The sequence below is a fragment of the Streptococcus sp. UMB0029 genome (assembly GCF_002871495.1).
Taxonomy (GTDB): domain Bacteria; phylum Bacillota; class Bacilli; order Lactobacillales; family Streptococcaceae; genus Streptococcus.
This window is the reverse complement of sequence record NZ_PNGD01000007.1, coordinates 115792-137514: the sequence shown is the minus strand read 5'-3', so window position 1 is coordinate 137514 and position 21723 is coordinate 115792. Positions and strand designations below refer to the sequence as shown.

General features: G+C 37.6%; 14 protein-coding genes and 1 other RNA gene. 2 read left to right on the top strand and 13 right to left on the bottom strand.

Annotation, left to right across the window (positions count from 1 at the left end):
* From CJ239_RS06285 to CJ239_RS06250, 8 genes are all read right to left on the bottom strand, one after another.
* Positions 1–5174, bottom strand: a 5174-nt coding sequence (locus CJ239_RS06285) for a Rib/alpha-like domain-containing protein (RefSeq protein ID WP_102210922.1), incomplete at its 3' end; no start/stop codon positions are given.
* A gap of 530 nt (positions 5175–5704) precedes the next feature.
* On the bottom strand, positions 5705–6394 hold the full coding sequence (locus tag CJ239_RS06280) for a response regulator transcription factor (protein ID WP_000518028.1): 690 nt from the start codon (positions 6392–6394) through the stop codon (positions 5705–5707).
* A gap of 11 nt (positions 6395–6405) precedes the next feature.
* Positions 6406–7830, bottom strand: a complete 1425-nt coding sequence (gndA, locus tag CJ239_RS06275; RefSeq protein WP_000158785.1) for an NADP-dependent phosphogluconate dehydrogenase — start codon at positions 7828–7830, stop codon at positions 6406–6408.
* A 75-nt stretch (positions 7831–7905) separates the two neighbouring features.
* Positions 7906–9306, bottom strand: a complete 1401-nt coding sequence (locus tag CJ239_RS06270; protein WP_102210921.1) for a cell division site-positioning protein MapZ family protein — start codon at positions 9304–9306, stop codon at positions 7906–7908.
* Between the two features lie 12 nt (positions 9307–9318).
* Positions 9319–10476: a class I SAM-dependent RNA methyltransferase gene (locus tag CJ239_RS06265; protein WP_102210920.1), complete on the bottom strand. Its 1158-nt coding sequence runs from the start codon at positions 10474–10476 to the stop codon at positions 9319–9321.
* 84 nt (positions 10477–10560) lie between these two features.
* An RNA gene (gene rnpB, locus CJ239_RS06260) (RNase P RNA component class B) lies at positions 10561–10942 on the bottom strand.
* 20 nt (positions 10943–10962) lie between these two features.
* Positions 10963–11292 (bottom strand): cell division regulator GpsB, encoded by a 330-nt coding sequence (gpsB, locus tag CJ239_RS06255; RefSeq protein ID WP_180958229.1) that lies wholly within the window; start codon positions 11290–11292, stop codon positions 10963–10965.
* A gap of 72 nt (positions 11293–11364) precedes the next feature.
* Complete coding sequence (locus tag CJ239_RS06250) at positions 11365–11892, bottom strand: DUF1273 domain-containing protein (protein ID WP_102210928.1); 528 nt, start codon at positions 11890–11892, stop codon at positions 11365–11367.
* 66 nt (positions 11893–11958) lie between these two features.
* Between CJ239_RS06250 and recU the strand changes: the two genes are divergently transcribed.
* On the top strand, positions 11959–12555 hold the full coding sequence (recU, locus tag CJ239_RS06245) for a Holliday junction resolvase RecU (RefSeq protein ID WP_102210918.1): 597 nt from the start codon (positions 11959–11961) through the stop codon (positions 12553–12555).
* Complete coding sequence (pbp1a, locus tag CJ239_RS06240; protein ID WP_102210917.1) at positions 12552–14729, top strand: penicillin-binding protein PBP1A; 2178 nt, start codon at positions 12552–12554, stop codon at positions 14727–14729. The genes recU and pbp1a overlap by 4 nt, the downstream gene beginning before the upstream one ends.
* A gap of 140 nt (positions 14730–14869) precedes the next feature.
* Here pbp1a and CJ239_RS06235 read toward each other — a convergent pair whose 3' ends face one another.
* The 5 genes from CJ239_RS06235 to CJ239_RS06215 form a co-directional block, all read right to left on the bottom strand.
* Positions 14870–16849, bottom strand: a complete 1980-nt coding sequence (locus CJ239_RS06235) for a peptide ABC transporter substrate-binding protein (RefSeq protein WP_102210916.1) — start codon at positions 16847–16849, stop codon at positions 14870–14872.
* Between the two features lie 201 nt (positions 16850–17050).
* Positions 17051–18160, bottom strand: a complete 1110-nt coding sequence (glf, locus tag CJ239_RS06230) for a UDP-galactopyranose mutase (RefSeq protein WP_102210915.1) — start codon at positions 18158–18160, stop codon at positions 17051–17053.
* Positions 18161–18194: 34 nt separating this feature from the next.
* Positions 18195–19652, bottom strand: coding sequence for a flippase (locus CJ239_RS06225; RefSeq protein ID WP_102210914.1), 1458 nt, complete (start codon positions 19650–19652; stop codon positions 18195–18197).
* A 12-nt stretch (positions 19653–19664) separates the two neighbouring features.
* On the bottom strand, positions 19665–20675 hold the full coding sequence (locus tag CJ239_RS06220) for a hypothetical protein (protein WP_142366999.1): 1011 nt from the start codon (positions 20673–20675) through the stop codon (positions 19665–19667).
* The gene (locus tag CJ239_RS06215) at positions 20660–21715 is read right to left on the bottom strand and encodes an acyltransferase (RefSeq protein WP_102210912.1); all 1056 of its coding nucleotides are present in this window, start codon (positions 21713–21715) and stop codon (positions 20660–20662) included. Before CJ239_RS06215 ends, CJ239_RS06220 begins: the two co-directional genes overlap by 16 nt.
* Positions 21716–21723 lie beyond the last annotated feature (8 nt).

Sequence of the window (21723 nt, the reverse complement as noted above, 5' to 3'; positions counted from 1 at the left end):
TTAGATCCTGGTTCTGCACTTACTTCAACTGGTGTCTTAGTTCCTGCTTTATCTGTTAGATCTGTGTTGATTTCTGGTTTAGATGGAGCTTTTGTATCTGCTGTTGCTTTTTCTGGTGTACTTGGTTGTGATACATTTCCTGCTGGATCTGTTGCTTTCGCTGTTACGTCTCCTGCTGGAAGTTCTACTGTTGGTGTGATTGTTGCTTTTCCGTCTTTTCCTGCTACACCTTCACCAATCTTGTTACCATCTTTATCAAATAACTCAACTTTAGATCCTGGTTCTGCACTTACTTCAACTGGTGTCTTAGTTCCTGCTTTATCTGTTAGATCTGTTTTGATTTCTGGTTTAGCTGGTGCTTTTGTATCTGGTGCTGAACTTGGGGCTTTAACCGTTACTTTAACTGGAACTTCTTCTTTAGATCCATCTGGGTATGTTACAACTACTGTAGCATCTTTTTCACCTGGTGTTGTTGTGTCTACTGGACTCTTGAAGGCTACTTTTGTACCCTTAGGAAGATCTTTAACATTTCCAATTGAATCTTCTGCTTTTGGTGTTGTTCCTTTGTTTACAGTTTGTGGTTTAGCTGTTGGTGTATTCTTATCTGCATCTGTTGGTTTTTTAGTTACAAATTCTGATAAAGGTTTTTTATCTTTTGAACCATCAGCATATGTCACAACTACATTATCATCAGCATCTCTAGTAATTGATTGAATACGTGAAGGTTGTTCTTGTGCATCCACTAATGAACCTTTTTTATCAGCTAAACGTGCGTCTGGATTGTTTTGAGAATATTCAAGTTTAACCTTCTCTTTAATTTTTTCAAACTCTTTATCAGTAACATTGTTAACATCTGATACAACTACTTTGTCAGCTTCTGCTGGAGTTTTAATATCATATTTTTGAGTTTGAGGTTTAAGAATTACATTAACTGCAGTTGGGTCAGTAGCATCTCTACCATTTCCTCTTGCGTCTGCACCATCTTTGTCGATAGCTTTTACAAAACGCCATCCTAATGGAGTTCCTCCATTTTGAATCGCAGCTTCAAATTTTTCTTTTGTAAATTTCCCTTCGGGTGCTGGAGTACCTGTGTATGTGATAACAGCTGGATTTTCTGCTGTCGCTGTTGTTTCAGTAGTGAATTTATTCGCAGTGAATCCATATTCTGTATTTTGTTTATTAGTTTCTCCCGCTACATCTTGGAATGATTGGTTAGAACCTCTTCTTAACTCAGCACTTGCAAGTTTGCCACTATCATCTTTGATTTTAATATCAAAAGAATTCACTTCTGATGCGTAAACATAGACCTCTTTCTTATTAGGTGCTGGATCTGAATATTGAATTTCTACAGTTGGTTTTTCATTTGTACGTACAAATTCTGATAATGGTTTTTTATCTTGAGAACCATCTTTATAAGTAACTACTAAATCATTTCCTACCTTCTCGATAGTTTTAATTTTAGCATCCTTATCCTCAACATTCTTACCTTGATCTTTTGCTAAGTTTGCATCATTATTAGTCTTAGAAAATTCAATTTTAAGTTTTTCTTTTACTTTTTCAAATTCTGCATCTGTTACTGCAGCTGGATCTGCTACAACAACTTTTTCAGTTTCTGCTGGTATTGCAATATCATATTTTTGAGTTTGTGGCTTAAGTATGACACGGAATGAACCTGGGTCAGTTGCATTTGAAGAACCTACTGCTTTATTTTCGATAGATGCTCCATCAGCATCAGTTGCAGTTGCATAACGCCAGCCTAGAACCATACCTTCTGGATTTTCACCTTTAGTTGCTGCATCTAGTTTATCTTGTGATAAACCATCTGTCGCTGCTGGTGTACCCCTATAAGTGATGACTGCTGGTGCATCTGCTGTTGCTGGTGTTTCAGCAGAGATAACATTTGCTTTAAATCCATATTGAGTATTGATGGTATTTGCTTCACCTTCAACTGGCTTAAATGGTTGGTTTCCTCCACCATTTACAATTGCGCTTGTGATTTTCCCACTATCATCTTTGAATTTGATATCAAATGAGTTTTCTTCTCCACCATATACATAGACTTCTTTAGTAGCCTTATCTGAATACGGAATTTCTACTGTTGGAGCTACTGCTGGCGCTGCTGGAGTTGCTGGCGCTACTGGAGTCGCTGGCGCTGTTGGAGTTGTTGGTGCTGAACTTGGGGCTTTAACCGTTACTTTAACTGGAACTTCTTCTTTAGATCCATCTGGGTATGTTACAACTACTGTCGCATCTTTTTCACCTGGTGTCGCTGTGTCTACTGGAGCTTTGAAGGCTACTTTTGTACCCTTAGGAAGATCTTTTACATTTCCAATTGAATCTTCTGCTTTTGGTGTTGTTCCTTTGTTTACAGTTTGTGGTTTAGCTGTTGGTGTGTTCTTATCTGCATCTGTTGGTGCTGGATTTACTAGATATGCTGCTGCAATCTTATCTTTTGATCCATCAGGATAAGTGATAGTAAGATTTCCTTTTTCATCCACACTGTATTGTGAATCTGCTGGAAGACTTGGGTTAGCAGTTTTCACTGCTTCGATAATCTTATTCTTTTCAGTTTCACTAACGCCGTTAGAATCTGCAATATCTACTTTTGTACCTGCAACTGGTTCATATTTCTTAGCTGTCTCAAGAACATTTACTATAAGTGCTCTGTATATCGTTGTTGGTTTATCTCGATTCTTCGCATGAAAAACAACCTCAGTTGTTCCTGCTGGCTGGTCCATTGCAACAGTACCACTATACTTAGCATCACGTTGTCTAATCGTAGCTCCATTTGAAGATCCTAGGTACCCCCCTGATGGCACTACACCTTTAATAGCTGTCGGATTTTTCTCAACCGAAAATTTCTCTAAAGCTGTAGCTTGAGCTACAACATCAATATCAATGTTATCGCCAGGATATACTGTAATCTCTGACCTACTTACCAATAGTCTAGTATCATTATTACCAGTCACACCACCATCCTTAACAGTTACTGGTGATGCTGTAACCGTAATCGGTGCACTCTTAGCTGACTCTTTACCACCTGCTGGTGTTGAAGTAGCTGTAATCTCTCCTGCTGGAAGACTGTTAGTAGGGTGAACAGTTGCTACACCTTGATCGTTAGCTACAGCTTCACCAATCACAACACCATCTGTGTTGTAAAGCTTAACAGTTGAACCTGCTGGTGCTTTAACTGTCACATCAGCCGGCGTACTTGCTTTACCTGCCAAATCGTTGACAATTTCTGGACCACTAGTTGTTGGTGTTTCTGGTTGTGGAGTAACTGCCGCTGGAGTCTCTTCTTTTGGTGTTTCTGGTTGTGGAGTAACTGCCGCTGGAGTTGCTTCTACAGCAGCACTTACTTCTGATGTTTTACCATTTTTGGTAGCTGTCGCTGCTACAATACCGGCTGGAATGTTTACTGTTGGAGTGATGCTTGCTACACCTTGGTCGTTCGCAACGGCTGTACCAAGCTTAGTGCCATCATGGGCGAACAAGGAAACTGTAGACCCCGCTTCTGCTTTCACTTCAACCGGAGTTTTAGTATTAGCCTTACCTGTTAGACTTGTCGTGATAACTGGCTTAGCTGGTGCTACTGCTTCTTTTTCAACGATTACTTTTACAGGAACTTCTTTTGTAGATGTATCCGGGTAAGTTACAACTACTGTTGCTTGTTTTTCACCTGGAGTTTGTGTATCAACTGCATTCTTGTACTTAACTGTTGTTCCTTTTGGAAGAGTGTCTAAGTTTCCAATTGATTTTGTCGCATCTGGTTTTTGACCAACTTTTACAGTTTGATCTTTCGCTGTTGGTTCAGGGGAAACATCAGACTGCCACATTTTCACAGGGTTAGTTGCAATGTTGGCGAAAGCTGCATTGGCACCTGCAGTGGCGCTACGCATCATACCAAACACAACCTTCATATCTTTCAACTGTTCGTTAGATGTTGTTGCAGGAACTTCAGTTCTAAAACTCCATGCATAGGCATCATACCCATCACCACCTGTAGTCGAACGATCCACAATCAAACGTTTGTCATTCAAGGCAACATTATTCAATAACTCTTTAGTTCTCGGAGAAGAATTAGACGCCGCACTCTTGAAATATCTGTCCTCCTGACCGGCAAGTTTTTCTATAGAACGACCATAGAGATTACTTTCCCAACCAGAAGCCAGAGCAAAGGTATCTTTTTTGTCTAATGGTAATCCAGCAGCTGTATCTGGTGCTGGATTTTCAAACGTTACAGAACTACTCAACGCTGAACCATCAGGTTTTATACGTTCAAGTTTTTTAGTTTTAGGATTTAATTTACCTTGGATTGGAGAGTTATATTTTGCACGTGTAATACTAGTTGGCATATTAACTTCTGCAGGAATTTGGATGAAATTTCGATACACCTCTCCTCCATCTGTATTATACGTATTAGATAGATTTTCTGCATGATCATTATAAAAGACAAGCCAATCTAATGAAGTAATCTTCCCACTAGCGTCTTTATTATATTTAACTTTATAATTTGTAACTCTAGAAACTGCATTAACAGCGTCATCTTTAGACGTGGCTTTATTAACATCATTAAGGATATAGGTATCACTATGACCATTTGCGGCTGCATTTGTACCTTCTGAATAAGCAACTTCCGCTCTAAATGCATTATTTTTATCTAATGCTTTACCGTTACGTGGGTCATTAGATCCTGTGTTTTCGATTGAGTTAGATTCTGATTTTTTCTCAGTGTTTTCTGCTTTTTTACCTACAGTTGGTTGTCCGTTAGTAGTATCTACTGCTGGAGTTTCTTTTTTCTCTACAGGTTTATTTTTTAATTTAGTGTTCGCTGTAGTTACAAGTTTATTGTAAGCTTTTTTTATTTCGTCTTGAGTTGTTGCGTTTGCTAATGTAGCTTTTGCAGCTTCTAAGTCAGCTTTTAATACTGCAACACTCTCTTCTGTTTTGCTTTCGTATGTTCCGTTAGCTAATTTTGCTTCGATTTCTGCAATGTAGTTTTCTAGTTTAGTTTTGTCTAAAGCTTTAACTTCTTTTGCAGTTTCTCCATCAAGTTTTGCTGCTACAGCTGGTGTTCCAGCAACTTCTGGCTTGATTTCTGCTACAACAGCAGGCGCATTATAAGTCTTGCCATCCCCATTCGATGTAGGGTTAACATCCCCAGTAGTACACATACACATACACATACACATACACATACACATACACATACACATACATTCAACATTATAATTTATATAATCAGATTTGTCAATTATATTAATTATTTTTTATTATTTTCCATTATTTTCAGAAAATTCTAGGATTTAAAGCATTCACTATATTGTAATATTGCAATAAAAATAAAATCCCTCTTTTCTTCAAAACTATGATAAATGCCATTTTTCGAATACTTATAAAGAATATATTGATTTTACCTACAGCTAGCTCTTTCCTTTTGAGCGTCAAAAAGTAGAGAACTATGAAAGTAAGCTTATCAGATACCAATACTCTTCGAAAATCTCTTCAAACCACGTCAGTGTCGCCTTACCGTACTCAAGTACAGCTTACGGCTAGCTTCCTAGTTTGCTTTTTGATTTTTATTGAGTATAAGAACCTGCATTTGTTATTCTTCAAAAAAAGCTCTATACTATCTGGAGTTCAGGAATTCCTGCTACAGATAGTACAGAGCTCAAACAACAGTTACACAAGGGTGACTGCTTTTCTATTCTTGCATGGTGTAACCAACACCACGAACGGTTTTAATGTAGCTTTTCTGACCTTTTACATCAAGCTTGCTACGTAGATAACGGATATAGACATCCACGATATTGGTTTCGGTCGCACTTTCATACTTCCAGACACTTTCCAACAATTGCTCACGAGTCAGAACTTTCTTGCTTCCCATAAGAGTAGCCAAAAGGTCATACTCACGGCGTGTTAGAGCAATCATCTCCTCGCCACGATAAACGGTATGATGTTCTACATCCATACGCAGATTGCGGTAAGACGTTGGAACCTTCATCTGACTACAGTGTTGGTCGATGAAGTCCCGACCTCGGAAAATAGCTGAAATACGAGCTACCAAATTCTCAATAATGACTGGCTTATAGATGTAAGAAACGGCAAAGCGTTGGATTGTCTCAATCTGATCTTGCAATTCTTCGCGATGATCCAAGACCATGATAACTGAGGCTGGCTTAGTCCGACTCAGCTTATCTGCAAAATCCTGGGCTGTCATATCCCCCAGATGAGCATTCAATAAAATCAAGTCATAGTCTGTCTGAAGAGCCATGGAGAGGGCTTTTTGCCCCTCCTCAACCTGATCAACTCGGTATTGCTCTTTTTGGAGTTCCAAACTTAAAAAATGAGCTAGATTTCGTTCTTTCTCAAGTAATAAAATCCGTTTCCCCATGGCAGACCTACTTATTTTTCGTCATACCAAGAGTAGTGGAATGTTCCTTCTTTGTCTTTACGTTGGTAAGTGTGGGCACCAAAGTAGTCACGTTGTGCTTGGATCAAGTTAGCTGGAAGGTCAGCTGAACGGTAGCTATCAAAGTAAGTAATAGCTGCTGAGAAGGTTGGTACTGGTACACCAGCTTGAACCGCAAGAGCTACGATATCACGCACTGCTTGTTGGTACTTAGCAGTAACATCCAAGAAGTATTCATCCAAAAGAAGGTTAGCAAGATCTGCATCACGGTTGTAAGCATCTGTAATCTTTTGCAAGAAACGAGAACGGATGATACAGCCATCACGCCAGATAGAGGCGATGTCTGCAAATGGCAAGTTCCAGTTGTTTTCTTTAGAAGCTACACGCAATTGAGCAAAACCTTGTGCGTATGAAATGATTTTTGAAAAGTAAAGAGCTTGACGGATTTTTTCAATCAACTCAGCCTTGTCCCCTTCAAATTTGAAGTCAGCTGGTTTTGGAAGGACCTTGCTAGCATGCACACGTTCTTCTTTGTAAGTTGAAATGTAACGGGCAAATACCGACTCAGTGATGAGTGACAATGGCACACCAAGGTCAAGTGATGATTGGCTAGTCCATTTACCAGTTCCCTTGTTACCTGCAGCATCAAGGATGTAATCTACGATTGGTCCATCTTGACCTTCGTCGTCTTTACGGCTCAAGATATCAGCTGTAATTTCGATCAAGTAGCTGTCCAATTCACCCTTGTTCCACTCAGTAAAGATTTCAGCCATATCTTCTGCAGAAAGGCCTAGCAAGTGTTGCATCAAGTCATAGCTTTCTGCGATCAATTGCATATCACCATACTCGATACCATTGTGAACCATTTTCACATAGTGACCAGCTCCATCAGGACCGATGTAAGTCACACATGGTTTGCCATCTTCTGGTGCTTTAGCTGAGATTTCTTCAAGAACGTCCGCAACCAATTCGTAGGCTTCTTTTTGTCCACCAGGCATGATAGAAGGACCTTCAAGGGCACCTTTTTCACCACCAGAAACCCCAGTACCGATAAAGTTGATACCTGAGTTTGCCAATTCTTCATTACGACGGATGGTATCTTTGTAGAAAGTGTTTCCGCCGTCAATCAAGATATCACCCTTGTCAAGGTGTGGAAGAAGGGCTTGAATAGTAGCATCTGTACCAGGTCCAGCTTGAACCATGAGCATGATACGACGAGGTTTTTCGATTGAGTTTACAAAACTTTCAACGTCATAGCTTGGTACGAAGTTCTTTTCAGGATGGCAAGCAATCACATCTTCCGTTTTTTCTTTACTACGGTTGTAGATAGCAACTGTGTAACCACGAGATTCAATATTAAGGGCAAGGTTACGACCCATTACGGCCATACCTACGACACCAAAGTTAGCTTTTGTCATTTGACACTCCTCTTATTTGATTTGTTTTATTTTATCATTTTTACTTTTGAAAAGAAAGAATTTTGTAACGACTGCTTAGTAGTCCAAAGCATCCGCATGTCCAGAACCATTTCCAACAAAGTATCCTGTCTTACAGTTAAGGGTAAAGAGATAGGTTCCATCTGGCTTGTAGAGGTTGTAATAACCATTGCCATTAACGATATTGACACGTTCAAGGATATATTGGTTGCCCGTGATATAACCACGTGAACGTGAAGTTGCTAGAATTTGTTCCAAGACACCGTCAGCGAAATCCCATGCAGAGTTATTACTATCATCAATAGCAGACTGGTTATAAGAAACACGACTGGCACTTCTTTGAATAGCAACTCCCTCACTTGATACGCCCATATTGACTTCACCATGAGAACTTCTAGTCTCATTTGAACTACTTGGGCTTGTCTCACTAGTAGTATTTGAGCTGGCTTGACTAGAGTTTGAACTGCTAGTTTGACTTGAACTTGAAGCACTTGTTTGCTGGCTCTTACCAAGGCTAATAGCCTTATCTAGCACTTTGTCAAGCTCCGTATTTCCAGTTTTAATGTCTGTAAATTTAGCATCAGATTTAGCTTTGACATTGGTATCCAGAACACCATCAACAATAGCTGGTTTCTCAAATTGCGCATTGACATCTTGAATGGCCTTGATTTGCATTGCTAGACTATCATACTTAGATTTGGCAAGCGTATGTTCACGACTACCTTCCAGCTTATCAAGCAAGGTTTTAAGTTGAGTCAGTTTATCAAACTGGCTATTTTTTAAAGCCGTTTTGTTGCTATCTGTATAGAAGCCATCATATAAATTATTAAATTCTTCCGCTTCTGCCTGTGAGTTTGTGGTTGATTGAGAAGTCTGGATTTCCTTGGTCGAACGAGCTACTTGACTATAAACATAATAACCAGTTCCAAGAATGAGAACCGCTAAGGCTACTAGTATCCCATAAATCACCCATTTCTTCTTACTTTTTTCATCTTCACTATCCGTTACTCGAGAAAATGTTGGAACTTCTTTCTCTCCAAACAATTGTACTTCTTCAGTCTCAAATTCTTCGGCAAGAGGAGCTTCTGAAACGCGTGTGAATTCTAAATCATCAAACTGACTCAATTCATTTTCTGAATCTGGAGAATGAACTCCTGTTTCCTCACGAAGCTCCTGAAGCAAATTATCCAGAGTCTGAGTCTCCTCTATCTCTTCTACCTCTTCTTTTTCAACTAAATCATCCTTGCTAAACTGACGCGTTTCAAACTTATCTGCCTCAATTTCATCCTTATGTTGTTTCACATACTTGTCTAAGATAGAATCTCCAGGCAATACACCTGCTTCCACCTCTTCATTTTTTCGCATGGCTTCTCCGACTGTTAGCTCTTTAGCATCATCAAAATCAAATTGCGCTTCTTGATGTTCCGCTTTATGACGATTCCGTCTTTGATTACTCATGAGTTTTCCTTCCTACTTTACTTCCTGGCGTTTAACACGCTGACCAAAATATTGATATAAATCAACTTTTAAGGTTCCATTGTACAACTTACGCTTCTTATCCGCTTGACTACCGTACTTGGTCTCAAAGGCTTCATCGCTAGTTAGGATAAACTTACTCCACGTTTTCAGCGGTTCAAATACCTGGCCCATTTCAGCATATAACTTGGTAACCCCTTCATCATCTGACAAACGTTCCCCATAAGGCGGATTGGAAATAATTACTCCATTGATTTTATCAGAACGTAAATCCTGTACGCGCATCTGCTTAAAGGTAATATCTCCTGCAACCCCTGCTGCCTGGGCATTGGCCTTTGCAATTTCCACCATGCGAGCATCAATATCACAACCCATGATATCCAATTCCAGTTCACGATCTACTTTCTTAGCTGCCTCTGTGCGAACTTCTTGGATCAAACGATCGCTAATCCAGTTCCATTCCTCAAAGGCAAAAGAGCGACGAAGACCTGGCGCCATCTTTCTAGCAACCATAACTGCCTCGATACAGAAAGTCCCCGAACCACAGGTCGGATCAATCAAAGGCTTGTCTGGATACCAGTTAGAAAGTTGTAAAATAGCTGCTGCCATGTTTTCCTTGATAGGGGCTCCCCCTTTTTCGGTACGATAACCACGTTTAAAGAGGCTAGTCCCTGTCGTATCAATCATGACAGTTGCTATGTCTTTAAGAATAGAAACCTCAATCTTAAATTCGGGACCAGTTTCCATCAGAGGTACGCCTTCTGGGCGGGCATAGTGTTTCTGCAATTTCTTAACAACAGCCTTCTTTGAAATAGCCTGTACACTGGGCTCATTGTGAAGTTTAGATTTAACACATTTGGCTTTCGAAATCGGGAACCGAGCTCCAAGCGGTAAATAATTTTCCCAATCTAGAGCAAAAACTCCTTGAAACAGCTCTTCAAAAGTCTTAGCAGGGAAAGTGCCTACAATAATCTTGATACGATCTGCTGCCCGAAGCCAGAGGTTGGTTTCGATGATGGCTCGTGCATCTCCTTGAAAACAAACACGTCCATTTTCAACCTGACAATCATAGCCCAACTCTCGCACTTCTCGTCCCACAACAGCTTCAAGACCTGCTGCTGCAGTAGCGATTAAATTAAATTCTTTTTTCATTTTCAGTCTTGTAAGACCTTTCTATATGTCCATTTTAAAAAATGAGGTTGAGAAAGTTTTCTCAGCCCCAACCTATATGCAATTTTCTATAAGCCATGTTTTGTTCCAGAAGTGACTAGGACCACTTCCTTCGATAATCATCTGTCTACCACTAACAGCATAGAGCTGATAGTAGTCAGAGTACTACGTTCGTTTCCGTGCACTCCATGCCCCGACCAAAATTTGGGTTGCTAGCTTGAGGGGTTTACCGCGTTCCACTCTCTCTGTTTCCAGAAAGACTCCGTCACTGTGGCACTTTCAAGCCTACTCTGACCTATCCAAAGACTTAGCCATTTCAACTGCCGTAACGATTTCTCGTCCCTAGGCTTATGGTTTCGCCTAGCACAAACACTACAGGCATCACAGCCTGTGCTAGCATGGACTTTCCTCATGAAAAGAAATTCTCCTCACGCGATTATCCAAAAATTGCACATTTAAAATAAGCTCTTATAAATCAGAGTTATCCAAAATTTGTTTACCAAATACTTCTTTTTCGAGACGATTCAAGCGTTTCAAAATATCAAAATTCGTCATAGAGCTTGTAGTTGCCGCTTCAAGAGGCTCTGCTTGAACTGGTGAAGGTTTTGGTTTACGAGATAATTCTTCCTTCAACTCGGCAATTTCTTGACGGAGAGATTTGACTAGAGCAGCATAAGTTTCATAGTCCTTGATGACATCATCCAAAAATTCATCAACTTCAACCTTACTATACCCGCGAACTTCACGTCCAAATTCTTGCTCAAAAATATCTTTTGCTGTAAAAATAATACTTGCCATCTCTCTCTCCATTCTCGATTTCTAATAGTATTATTATATAAAAAAAGGCAAACAAAAATCAAGGTCAAAGGCTTACTTTTCAGAAAAATTTTCTGCTAGCTCATTTAAGTCTTCAAAGGTTAACCTTTTTATACGATAGCCTTCCTGATTTGTCATCAGCTTGTCCATAAATTTTAATTTTGTCTCATTTTCTGGATCATAGAAAAAATAGGCTAAATCAGTATTTTCTATCAAAAATCGTTGGTAATCACGCAGTTGTTCCGTATTTTCATACTTAGGATAAGCATATTTAATAAAATCTACCTGCTTAAATTGGCTAAGTTTAAGCTGATTAGCTTCATTCCAATTTTTCCCGTGTGTTTCAAAATCAAAAATAGTCGCTAGGCTGAAATCATACTCGTCTTTCATTTCATTTGCAACATCGAGAACCCAGGACTCAAATCCTAAATTCCCTGTAAATACCAGCCATTTAAGTCCCTCTTCAGCTAAACTTTCTAAATCCCTTCGAATCGCTTTCTTTATAACTTTTAACCTGACATCCTTTTCGTTAAAGACACCCAAATCAAAGCTAGAATAGCCCATAATCAAAGCTGTAGTCATTTTTGCCCCTTTCTTTATATTTTTATGGTATAATAGAGCGATGTTATTGTACCAATAAGGAGAAATATGGTCAACTATCCTCATAAAATTTCATCAAAAAAAAGCCAAACATCTATTTCTCAACCAAAAAATTTCGCAAATCGAGGAATGACTTTTGAAAAGATGATTAACGCTACTAACGACTACTATCTAATGCATGGCATGGCCGTTATCCATAAAAAACCAACGCCTGTTCAGATTGTTCGAGTAGATTATCCTCAACGTAGTCGAGCCAAAATTGTAGAAGCTTATTTTAGACAAGCTTCCACAACGGATTACTCTGGCGTATATAGAGGACATTATATTGACTTTGAAGCCAAGGAAACACGACAAAAGAATGCTATTCCAATGAAGAACTTTCATCTTCACCAGATTCAACATATGGAACAAGTTCTGGAACAGCAGGGCATTTGCTTCGTTCTACTTCATTTTTCTTCTCAACAAGAAACTTACTTGTTACCGGCACTTGATTTGATTCGTTTTTATCATCAAGATAAGGGTCAAAAATCAATGCCACTTGGATATATTCGGGAAAACGGATATTTAGTGAAGCCAGGTGCTTTCCCTCAAATTCCCTATCTCGACATTATCAAAGAACATTTACTAGGTGGTAAAACAAGATGAACAAACAAATTATTCTGCGATTCTTAAAGTATGTGGGGATTACATTCCTTACCTTATTTATCGCTTTATTTCTATTAGGTGGTGGTGTCTTCCTCTACTTTGTTAGCAAGGCTCCAGCCTTATCTGAAAGTAAATTGGTTACGACAACTTCCAGCAAGATTTATGACAATAAGAACGAACTGATTGCTGACCTTGGTTCTGAACGTCGCGTAAATGCTCAAGCCAATGAAATTCCTACTGATTTGGTCAAAGCTATCGTCTCTATCGAAGATCACCGTTTCTTTGATCATAGAGGTGTTGATACTATTCGTATCATGGGAGCTGCATTGAGAAACCTCCAAGGACAGGGGGGGCTCCAAGGTGCTTCAACCTTGACCCAGCAATTGATTAAATTAACTTACTTTTCTACTTCAACTGCTGACCAAACCATATCACGTAAAGCTCAAGAAGCTTGGCTAGCAGTTCAGTTAGAACAAAAAGCAACCAAGCAAGAAATCCTGACCTATTACATCAATAAAGTCTACATGTCTAACGGTAACTATGGGATGCAAACCGCAGCCCAAAATTACTATGAAAAAGACTTAAAGGAATTAAGCTTGCCACAGTTAGCACTCCTTGCTGGAATGCCTCAGGCACCGAACCAATATGACCCTTATTCCCATCCAGAAGCTGCTCTCGAACGTCGTAATTTAGTACTTTCAGAAATGAAAGATCAAAATTACATCAGTGCAGAACAGTATGAAAAAGCAATTAATACTCCTATCACCGATGGTCTCCAGAGCTTGAAATCAGCCAATAGTTATCCAGCCTATATGGACAATTACCTCAAAGAAGTAATCGACCAAGTCGAACAAGAAACTGGCTACAATCTTCTTACCACAGGTATGGAAGTCTATACTAATGTCGACAAAAATGTTCAACAGAGACTTTGGGATGTTTACAATACAGATGAGTATGTTGCTTACCCAGATGATGAAATCCAAGTAGCATCCACTATCGTAGATGTAACAAATGGTAAAGTACTTGCTCAGTTAGGGGCCCGTCACCAATCAAGTAATGTATCTTTCGGCATCAACCAAGCCGTTGAAACAAACCGTGACTGGGGTTCTACTATGAAACCAATTACTGACTATGCTCCCGCATTAGAGTATGGAGTTTATGACTCTACTGCATCTATTGTACATGATGTTCCTTATAACTATCCTGGTACTGATACTCCAGTCTACAACTGGGATCATGGATACTTTGGAAATATTACAATCCAGTATGCACTTCAACAGTCACGTAATGTCACAGCGGTTGAAACTCTTAATAAGGTTGGTTTAGATAGAGCCAAAACCTTCCTCAATGGTCTTGGTATCGATTATCCAAGCATACACTACGCAAATGCCATTTCAAGTAATACACCTGAATCCAACAAAAAATACGGCGCAAGTAGTGAAAAAATGGCTGCTGCTTATGCTGCCTTTGCTAATGGTGGAATTTACCATAAACCAATGTATATCAATAAAATCGTCTTCAGTGATGGTAGTGAAAAAGAATTTTCAGACACTGGCACACGAGCTATGAAAGAAACAACTGCCTATATGATGACCGAAATGATGAAAACTGTCTTAGTTTATGGAACTGGACGTGGAGCCTACTTACCATGGCTTCCACAAGCAGGTAAAACAGGTACTTCTAACTATACTGACGAAGAAATTGATAAATATATCAAGAACACTGGCTACGTAGCTCCAGATGAAATGTTTGTGGGTTATACTCGTAAGTATTCTATGGCTGTTTGGACAGGTTACTCAAATCGTCTCACTCCAATCATTGGAGATGGTTTCCTCGTAGCTGGTAAAGTATATCGAGCAATGATGACCTATCTCTCAGAAGATGACCACCCTGGAGATTGGACAATGCCAGAAGGCTTATACAGAAATGGAGAATTTGTCTTCCAAAACGGAGCAAGAAATAGTTGGAATACACCAGCTACACAACAAACACAGTCAGTAGAGAATTCCTCTACAGCGACTGAAAGTTCAACTACTCAAGCAAATACGACGGTTGGGCAACAACCAAATAATGCTCCAGTAACTGAGCCTAATCAGGGACAAACTAGTCAAACCGTCCAACCAGTACAACCAACACCGCAAAATCCACCAGTTCAACAGCAACCACAACAGTAAGATGAAGAAAATCCTGAGAATAGAAACTCAGGATTTTTTCTACAAAAAATTAGCTTCATCATCTCTGAAAGTGAAGGTAGTCATCAATTCATCTTCGAGAAAGCAAAAGAAGTCAGCTAAAAACTAACTTCTTTTTTATCTTATTTCACATGTTTTGCGAGTTCTTCTTGCGCTTTTTTATTGGATTCTTCTTTTTCTTTCATCCATTTATCTTGAGCTTTTTGGTATTCCTCTACAGTGACTGCTTTGTCTTGAAGCTCAAGGTATTTGTATCGGAGCGGATCGCTTGTCCCCTTGTTACCTGAGAAAGAGAAAGGTAAAGTAAATGGTACCATCTTAGACAAGATTGGACGCCCTGTACGAGATGTCGTTGGAATGACTAGGGCACTATCTGTTAGCCAAGCCTGCGCTTCAGCATACTTGTTATAACGTTTTGTAACGTCTGTAGTTTCTTCCCCTGCTTCATTGACCATTTTATCATAATCATTGAGACCAACCTTCTTAGCCGCCTCATTGTCTTTTCCTGAATCAAATCCTAGGTAAGTTCTCGTATTTTCCCCTACAGAAGGCTTGATGATATCAAGATAAGTTGATGGATCTGAGAAGTCTGGTCCCCATCCAACGTTATCTGAAATATCCCAATCCTCACCAGCAGCAGTTTCTGCAAATAAAGTTACATTAAGCACTTCATCTTTTTGCAATTGTTGAATATCAATAATGACATTATCAGTTCCTAAAGTCGCTTCCAAGGATTGTTTCATAGATTGGACACGCTGAACTTTTGTAGTTGCTGTCTGGTCAACTGGCATATCTAGATGAATTGGGAAGGTTACACCTTCAGCTTGAAGAGCAGTCTTAGCTTTGGCAAATTCTGCTTTAGCTTTTTCAGGATTGTACAGACCGTCTTGAGCATCAGCAAGGTTCACATCCTTCCATTCATCCCCGTAAGTCACCAATTTTTCTTTGACCATATCACCAAAGCTCTTACCATCTGCTTGGACAAATGTTGGCGGAACAAAAATATTACGTAAGATTTTGCTTGCTCCAGTTTGTCCATTTAGCTGAGAAGCATAGGCCGTACGGTCAAATCCAAAGGCAATAGCCTGACGGAAATCCTTGTTTAAGAGAGCCTTTTTAGTAGATGTCTTTTGTTCTTCGCTAGTCTTAGAAGTATATTTATAGGACTGACGGTCAATATTTGTCCCCACTACATAAGTTGTAGAGTCTTGTTGCGTATAGACAATATTGTCTTTCATCTCTTTCTCAAGCTCTGCAAAGCTTGCACTTGTTGGATAGAGACGAGCTACTGAAAGGCTACCGTCTTTAAAGTTTTCTGCTGGTTTGCTGGTATCTTGTCCGTCCCAGAATGACAATTTAACTTTGTCAATATGGACATTGTCCTTATCCCAGTAGTTAGGATTTTTCGCAAATTCAACAGCAGATTTGGTTACAATGGATTTCAACAAATAAGGACCATTATACAAGATACTACTTGGATCTGTTGCTTTGGCAAAATCATCCCCTTTTGAGTTCAAAAACTCTTCATTAACTGGTGCCAAGACACCCATGGTTGTTTTAGAATTCCAAAAACTTTCAGGTTTGTTCAAAGTGTATTGGACTGTTTGATCGTCAATCGCTTTAATTCCAACTTGAGAGAAATCTTTATTTTCCCCTTTAGCGTAGGCGTCCAAACCTTTAATTGAATCTTGTACCAAGTAAAGGGCTTCAGATTTCTTGTCTGTCGCATATTTAAGACCTGTCACAAAGTCCTGAGCCTTAACAGGAGCATACTCTTCTCCCTCAGATGTATACCACTTGGCATCCTGACGAATCTTATAAGTATAAGTCAAGCCATCCTTAGAAACTGACCAGTCCTCTGCCATTGAGGGAATAAGATTCCCGTATTTATCATTTTCAAGTAATCCATCAATCACATTACTAGTAATGTCAGCAGTCGCTGCCTTACCAGTTGTTAAGTAGTTGAGATTATCTGGGTGTGTCTCGTAGGTAAATGCAAAAGTCTGCTCACCTTTAGTAGCAGAACCACCAGAACAAGCAGCTAAAACACCCGCTGCTAGTAAGGTAACTCCTGCGAGTGCCAATACTTTTCTCGTTTTCATAAACTTCTCCTTTGCTTTTCTATCCATTATAGCCCCTTTTTCAAACCTTGTCAACAGAATTTTCAGAATTTTTGAAAATTATTTTTTAAACAAGAATGTTGCAAAAATATGAATAATATCAAAAATCCCTCAACTACATTAGGTAGTCAAGGAATTATCAATCATATTTCTAAAGAGCAATTGGTAAGCAATTTTTGTTGTTTACTCTAACTCATTTCTTACACACTGCAAGGCTGCTCCAATTACTTGGTGCATATCGTAATAACGATAGTGTCCTAAACGACCACCAAAGATAACATTCCCTTGCTCATCGGCTAATTCTTTATACGATTTATACAAATGATTATTCCGATCATTATTAACTGGATAATAAGGCTCATCACCTTTTTCCCATGTTTTAGAATACTCTTTAGTAATGATCGTCTTTGTTTGATTCCCAAACTCAAAATGTTTGTGTTCAATAATGCGAGTATATGGAGTTTCTGCATCCGTATAGTTGACAACTGCATTTCCTTGGTAATTCTCCATATCTAAGGTCTCATTTTCAAAACGAAGACTACGGTACTCTAGTTCACCTAACTTATAGTCAAAGAATTCATCAATCATACCAGTAAAGACAATCTTAGGAAAATCTTTTAGATACTGCTCTTTATTGGCAAAGAAATCAACATTTGTTTCTACATCAATATTTTCATGATCCAACATTTTTTCAACTATTTGAGTGTAGCCACCAATTGGAATCCCTTGATAGGTATCATTAAAATAATTGTTATCATAGGTCAAGCGTACTGGCAAACGGCGAATAATAAAGGCTGGGAGTTCCGTAGTTGGCTTGCCCCATTGTTTCTCTGTATAATCTTTGATTAATTTTTCGTAGATGTCTGTACCTACTAGAGATATCGCCTGTTCTTCCAAATTTTCAGGAGTTTTGCCATTTAAAACAGCACGTTGCTCATCAATCTTAGCCTGTGCTTCTGCTGGCGTTACAACTCCCCAAAGTTTATTGAAGGTATTCATATTAAAAGGTAGGTTATAAATCTCTCCCTTATAATTAGCAACAGGAGAGTTAGTATAGCGATTAAACTCTGCAAACTGGTTTACATAATCCCAAATCTCCTTATCAGAAGTATGGAAGATATGAGCACCATACTCATGAACTTGAATTCCTTCCTCTTCACGAGTATAGATATTACCCGCGATATGATTTCGTTTTTCAATGACTTTTACTTTTTTTCCTTTTAAGGCTGCTTCATGTGCAAAGACTGCACCAAAGAGACCAGCACCAACGATAAGATAATCGTACATAGATATCCTCCTTTAAAATTACATTTTCAAAAATAATTAGTTAAATTTTCTTTAATTTCTTATAGAAAATTTTAAGAAAATCAAGAATGAAATCATCCTTTAACAATACTAGAATTACACTGTAACTTCCAAAGAAAATGATTCCTTCCACACATAATAACAAAAAATTACTTAATTGTAAGCTCTTTGCAAGAATCATTCCTAAAGTACTTATACCTACAGTAAATAGATAGCGTATCCCAACTATTTGATGTATTATTTTAAAGAGTAAATCTCTCGTATAGTAAATCTGAACACATAAAACAACGAATTCTGCAATCATAGTGGCAAACGCTGCTCCACTTACACCATAAGCTGGAATTAAAATGAAGTTTAGTAGTAAATCTATTAACGCTCCTAAAGTAACTGAAAGTAATACGTACTTTTCTTTTTCTAAAGGTGTCAATACTTGAATACCTAATACACCCGTAAGTGCATTAGGAATAACTGCAAACATTAAAAATTGCATTCCTATAACAGCACCCAAATATCCCTCCCCAGCAAGTAGCAAAATACTTTCCTTTGATACTGAAATAAAGAATACTGACAATGGAAGCGATAATAATAACGTAAAGTTCAAAGCTTTTGTCATAATTTCCAAAAACTGCTCCCTCATACGGTTATTAGCATAGTAGGACATTCTTGGAAGCAAAACATTTCCTAATGAAGTAACAACACTCAAGAGAATTCCCTTTAGTTTTGTTGCTGCAGTATATAATCCCACATCGTATGTTCCTTTCATACTTCCTAGCATAACGGTATCAAGATTCGTATAAATCGATACTACCAATGTCTGAGCAAATAAGATCAAAATCGGCTTTATATGTGGTTCAAAATGATAAGTTTCTGTCTTTTTAAATGATACATATTTAAATACTCGTTTAAAATTTAAAATATTTGATCCCACACTAGCAAAAACGGAAATTCCTGCATACATAATATAATCCTCAGGACTATGAATCATTAAGAAAATCATAGCCAACGAAAGAAGTCTGAAGAAAATTGATCTAAAAGTAATATAATCATATTGTTCAATTGCTTGAAAAAACCAACCAACTCCTATAACATTTAATAGTATGCCTATTGCATTGATATAAAATAATTCTTTATAGACGTACATTGACGGTAAAGCGAACAACATTATAAAATATGCAATGAGTACTAAAAATACAAGAATTACATTAATAATCAATAGTTCTTGGACAATGGTAGATAATTTTCTTTTATCATCACGTACTTTTGCTGCAGCACGTATGCCATACGTTGGAATACCAAGTGAAGCAATCATCATAAAATAAGATACAATAGATGATACATATGCTACAGTACCATTCGCCTCAACCTGAAGTACTCTAGAAACATAGGGAAATGTTAACAATGGAAAGATGAAATTTGAAACAGTCAAAATAAAATTCATTATAAAATTATATCTGATGGATTTAACTTTATAACTTGTCATATTATCCCTCATCTAAATAGAAAATTTTTCTCGATGTTCTTTATAATACTCGAACATAGCCTTATTCTGAGGACCAAACGATAAATGTCCCACAACCACATTTTCACTGACCATCAATGGTTTTGAATTTAAGATGCAAAAATTACAAATTTGGACTTCATCCACTCCAAGTCCAGCTCCCTCAAACTCAACATTAAAATGATCCATCAATTCCCATAAGCTTCTCTCAAATAAAATTGCACCGATACTGAAGCGAATTGCACACGGATTCACTTTTTTCTCTTCTTTTGAAAATTGTGCATTCAATGTATCTATGGTAGGAATTACTTCTCCATCGCCCCAGAAAAACTTCGCTACTTCGGGATTACTCTCTATAAAACGAGGCTGTCCAGCTATATATTTCGATTTTTCTCCAAATTTTTCATAATAAACATCTTCCAAGCCTAATTTTTGTAAGATTCTTTTATGTCCATAACCATTAACCGGAATTAGTGGTGCTACTACACCAGGGGCATAATCCCCTTCTTGTGCTAAAATATATGCCTCTTTTAAATTTCCAAAATAATGTTCTGTAATAAAAATATCTTCATCAATTTTATAAATATATTGTGCTTGAGGATGTAAATTAATAGCTACGTTTTGAATTAAAGATATATTGTTCTGCTCCGTACTCAAATACGACCAATTATTTTCTTCACAAATTTGGTTTAATTTTTCTGAATAGATGCCAGAAGATAGGACACAAATATCCATTGTTTCTGGTGCAAATGTCTTTACTCTTCCTAGCACATCGTCATATAAAAATTCTTTATACCCCGCTAACATGATACATAAATCTTTACTATCTTTTTTACGGTCAATAAATTTCCCTGTATATTTAAATTTTTTTTCTAAGCGATATTGATTTTTTTTTCTTTGTAATTGTTGATAAATTCCTTTAGTCAGATGACTCTTTTTAAGAAACTTTTTAATACCCATTTTTTCTCCTTTACGCTCTATAACATTTTTTAATTCACTAACCATCTATACTTCGGAAATAGTTTTTTAAATGCTAAAGTAATCACCACGCTTAAAATTAATGTTACCAAAAATCGAAAAATTACCATTAAAATAATTCCATGAGGTGTAATCATTAAATTCTCAGCAACAATAAAGCCCCACTTTAATATCAAATAATTAAGAGTATCCGAAAAAATATAAATTCCTAGACCATTGACTAAAATAAGCTGGTATATTCTGGTATTCATCCATTTCGTGTTTATTGTTAAATAATAAGCAATGGTATAAGTTACTAAACTTCCATACACTGCTAAAATTTCTACAAATACCTTTGAAAGAATAATTGAGTATCTCTTAATACCCAAATTCATGAGAATTAACAAAACAAATCCGATTAAGAGGAAATATACAAATTTCTTGGTATGAGCCAATAAATGGTTGTATACTTCCCTTTTTTGTTCAAATTTAAAGCCAATCGCAAAATAAAATAAAAATTGAAACGAACTTTTTAGTAAAGGAACATTAATTTTATAACTGATTAAATGAAGTACAAATAGGAATAGTAACATTCCAACCCCCGTATCTCTTCTCAAGACGAAGTATGCAATCATAAAAATAATGAACAATGCGAATAAATACCACAGATGAGTATTTCCAAATAAAAACAGTTGGCCAAGAATGGCATTCAAAATACTCGTTTGTACAAAATAATTTGAAATATATTTTACAGGAAGCGTATATAAGATTGTAAAAACAATAAAGGGGATTATTAGTCTTCTAAATTTATTTTTGAATAAAGTGAAAAGACTCTGCCACTTATTCTTTTCAACTTGAATTCTAAAAAATGCCCCAGATATAGCCATAAATAATGGCATATGGAAATAATAGATAATTTCTGTTAATACATTCAAAGCCTTTATTACCATAAGTGAATGATTGTTATTTATATAGTGAAGATAATCAATCCCACCAAAACTCGTCTTAATAATATAATATGTGCTATGTCCTAATACTACTAATAATATTGTGAGTACTTTTAAAAAATTATATTCTTCTTTTTTCAATCTTAGTT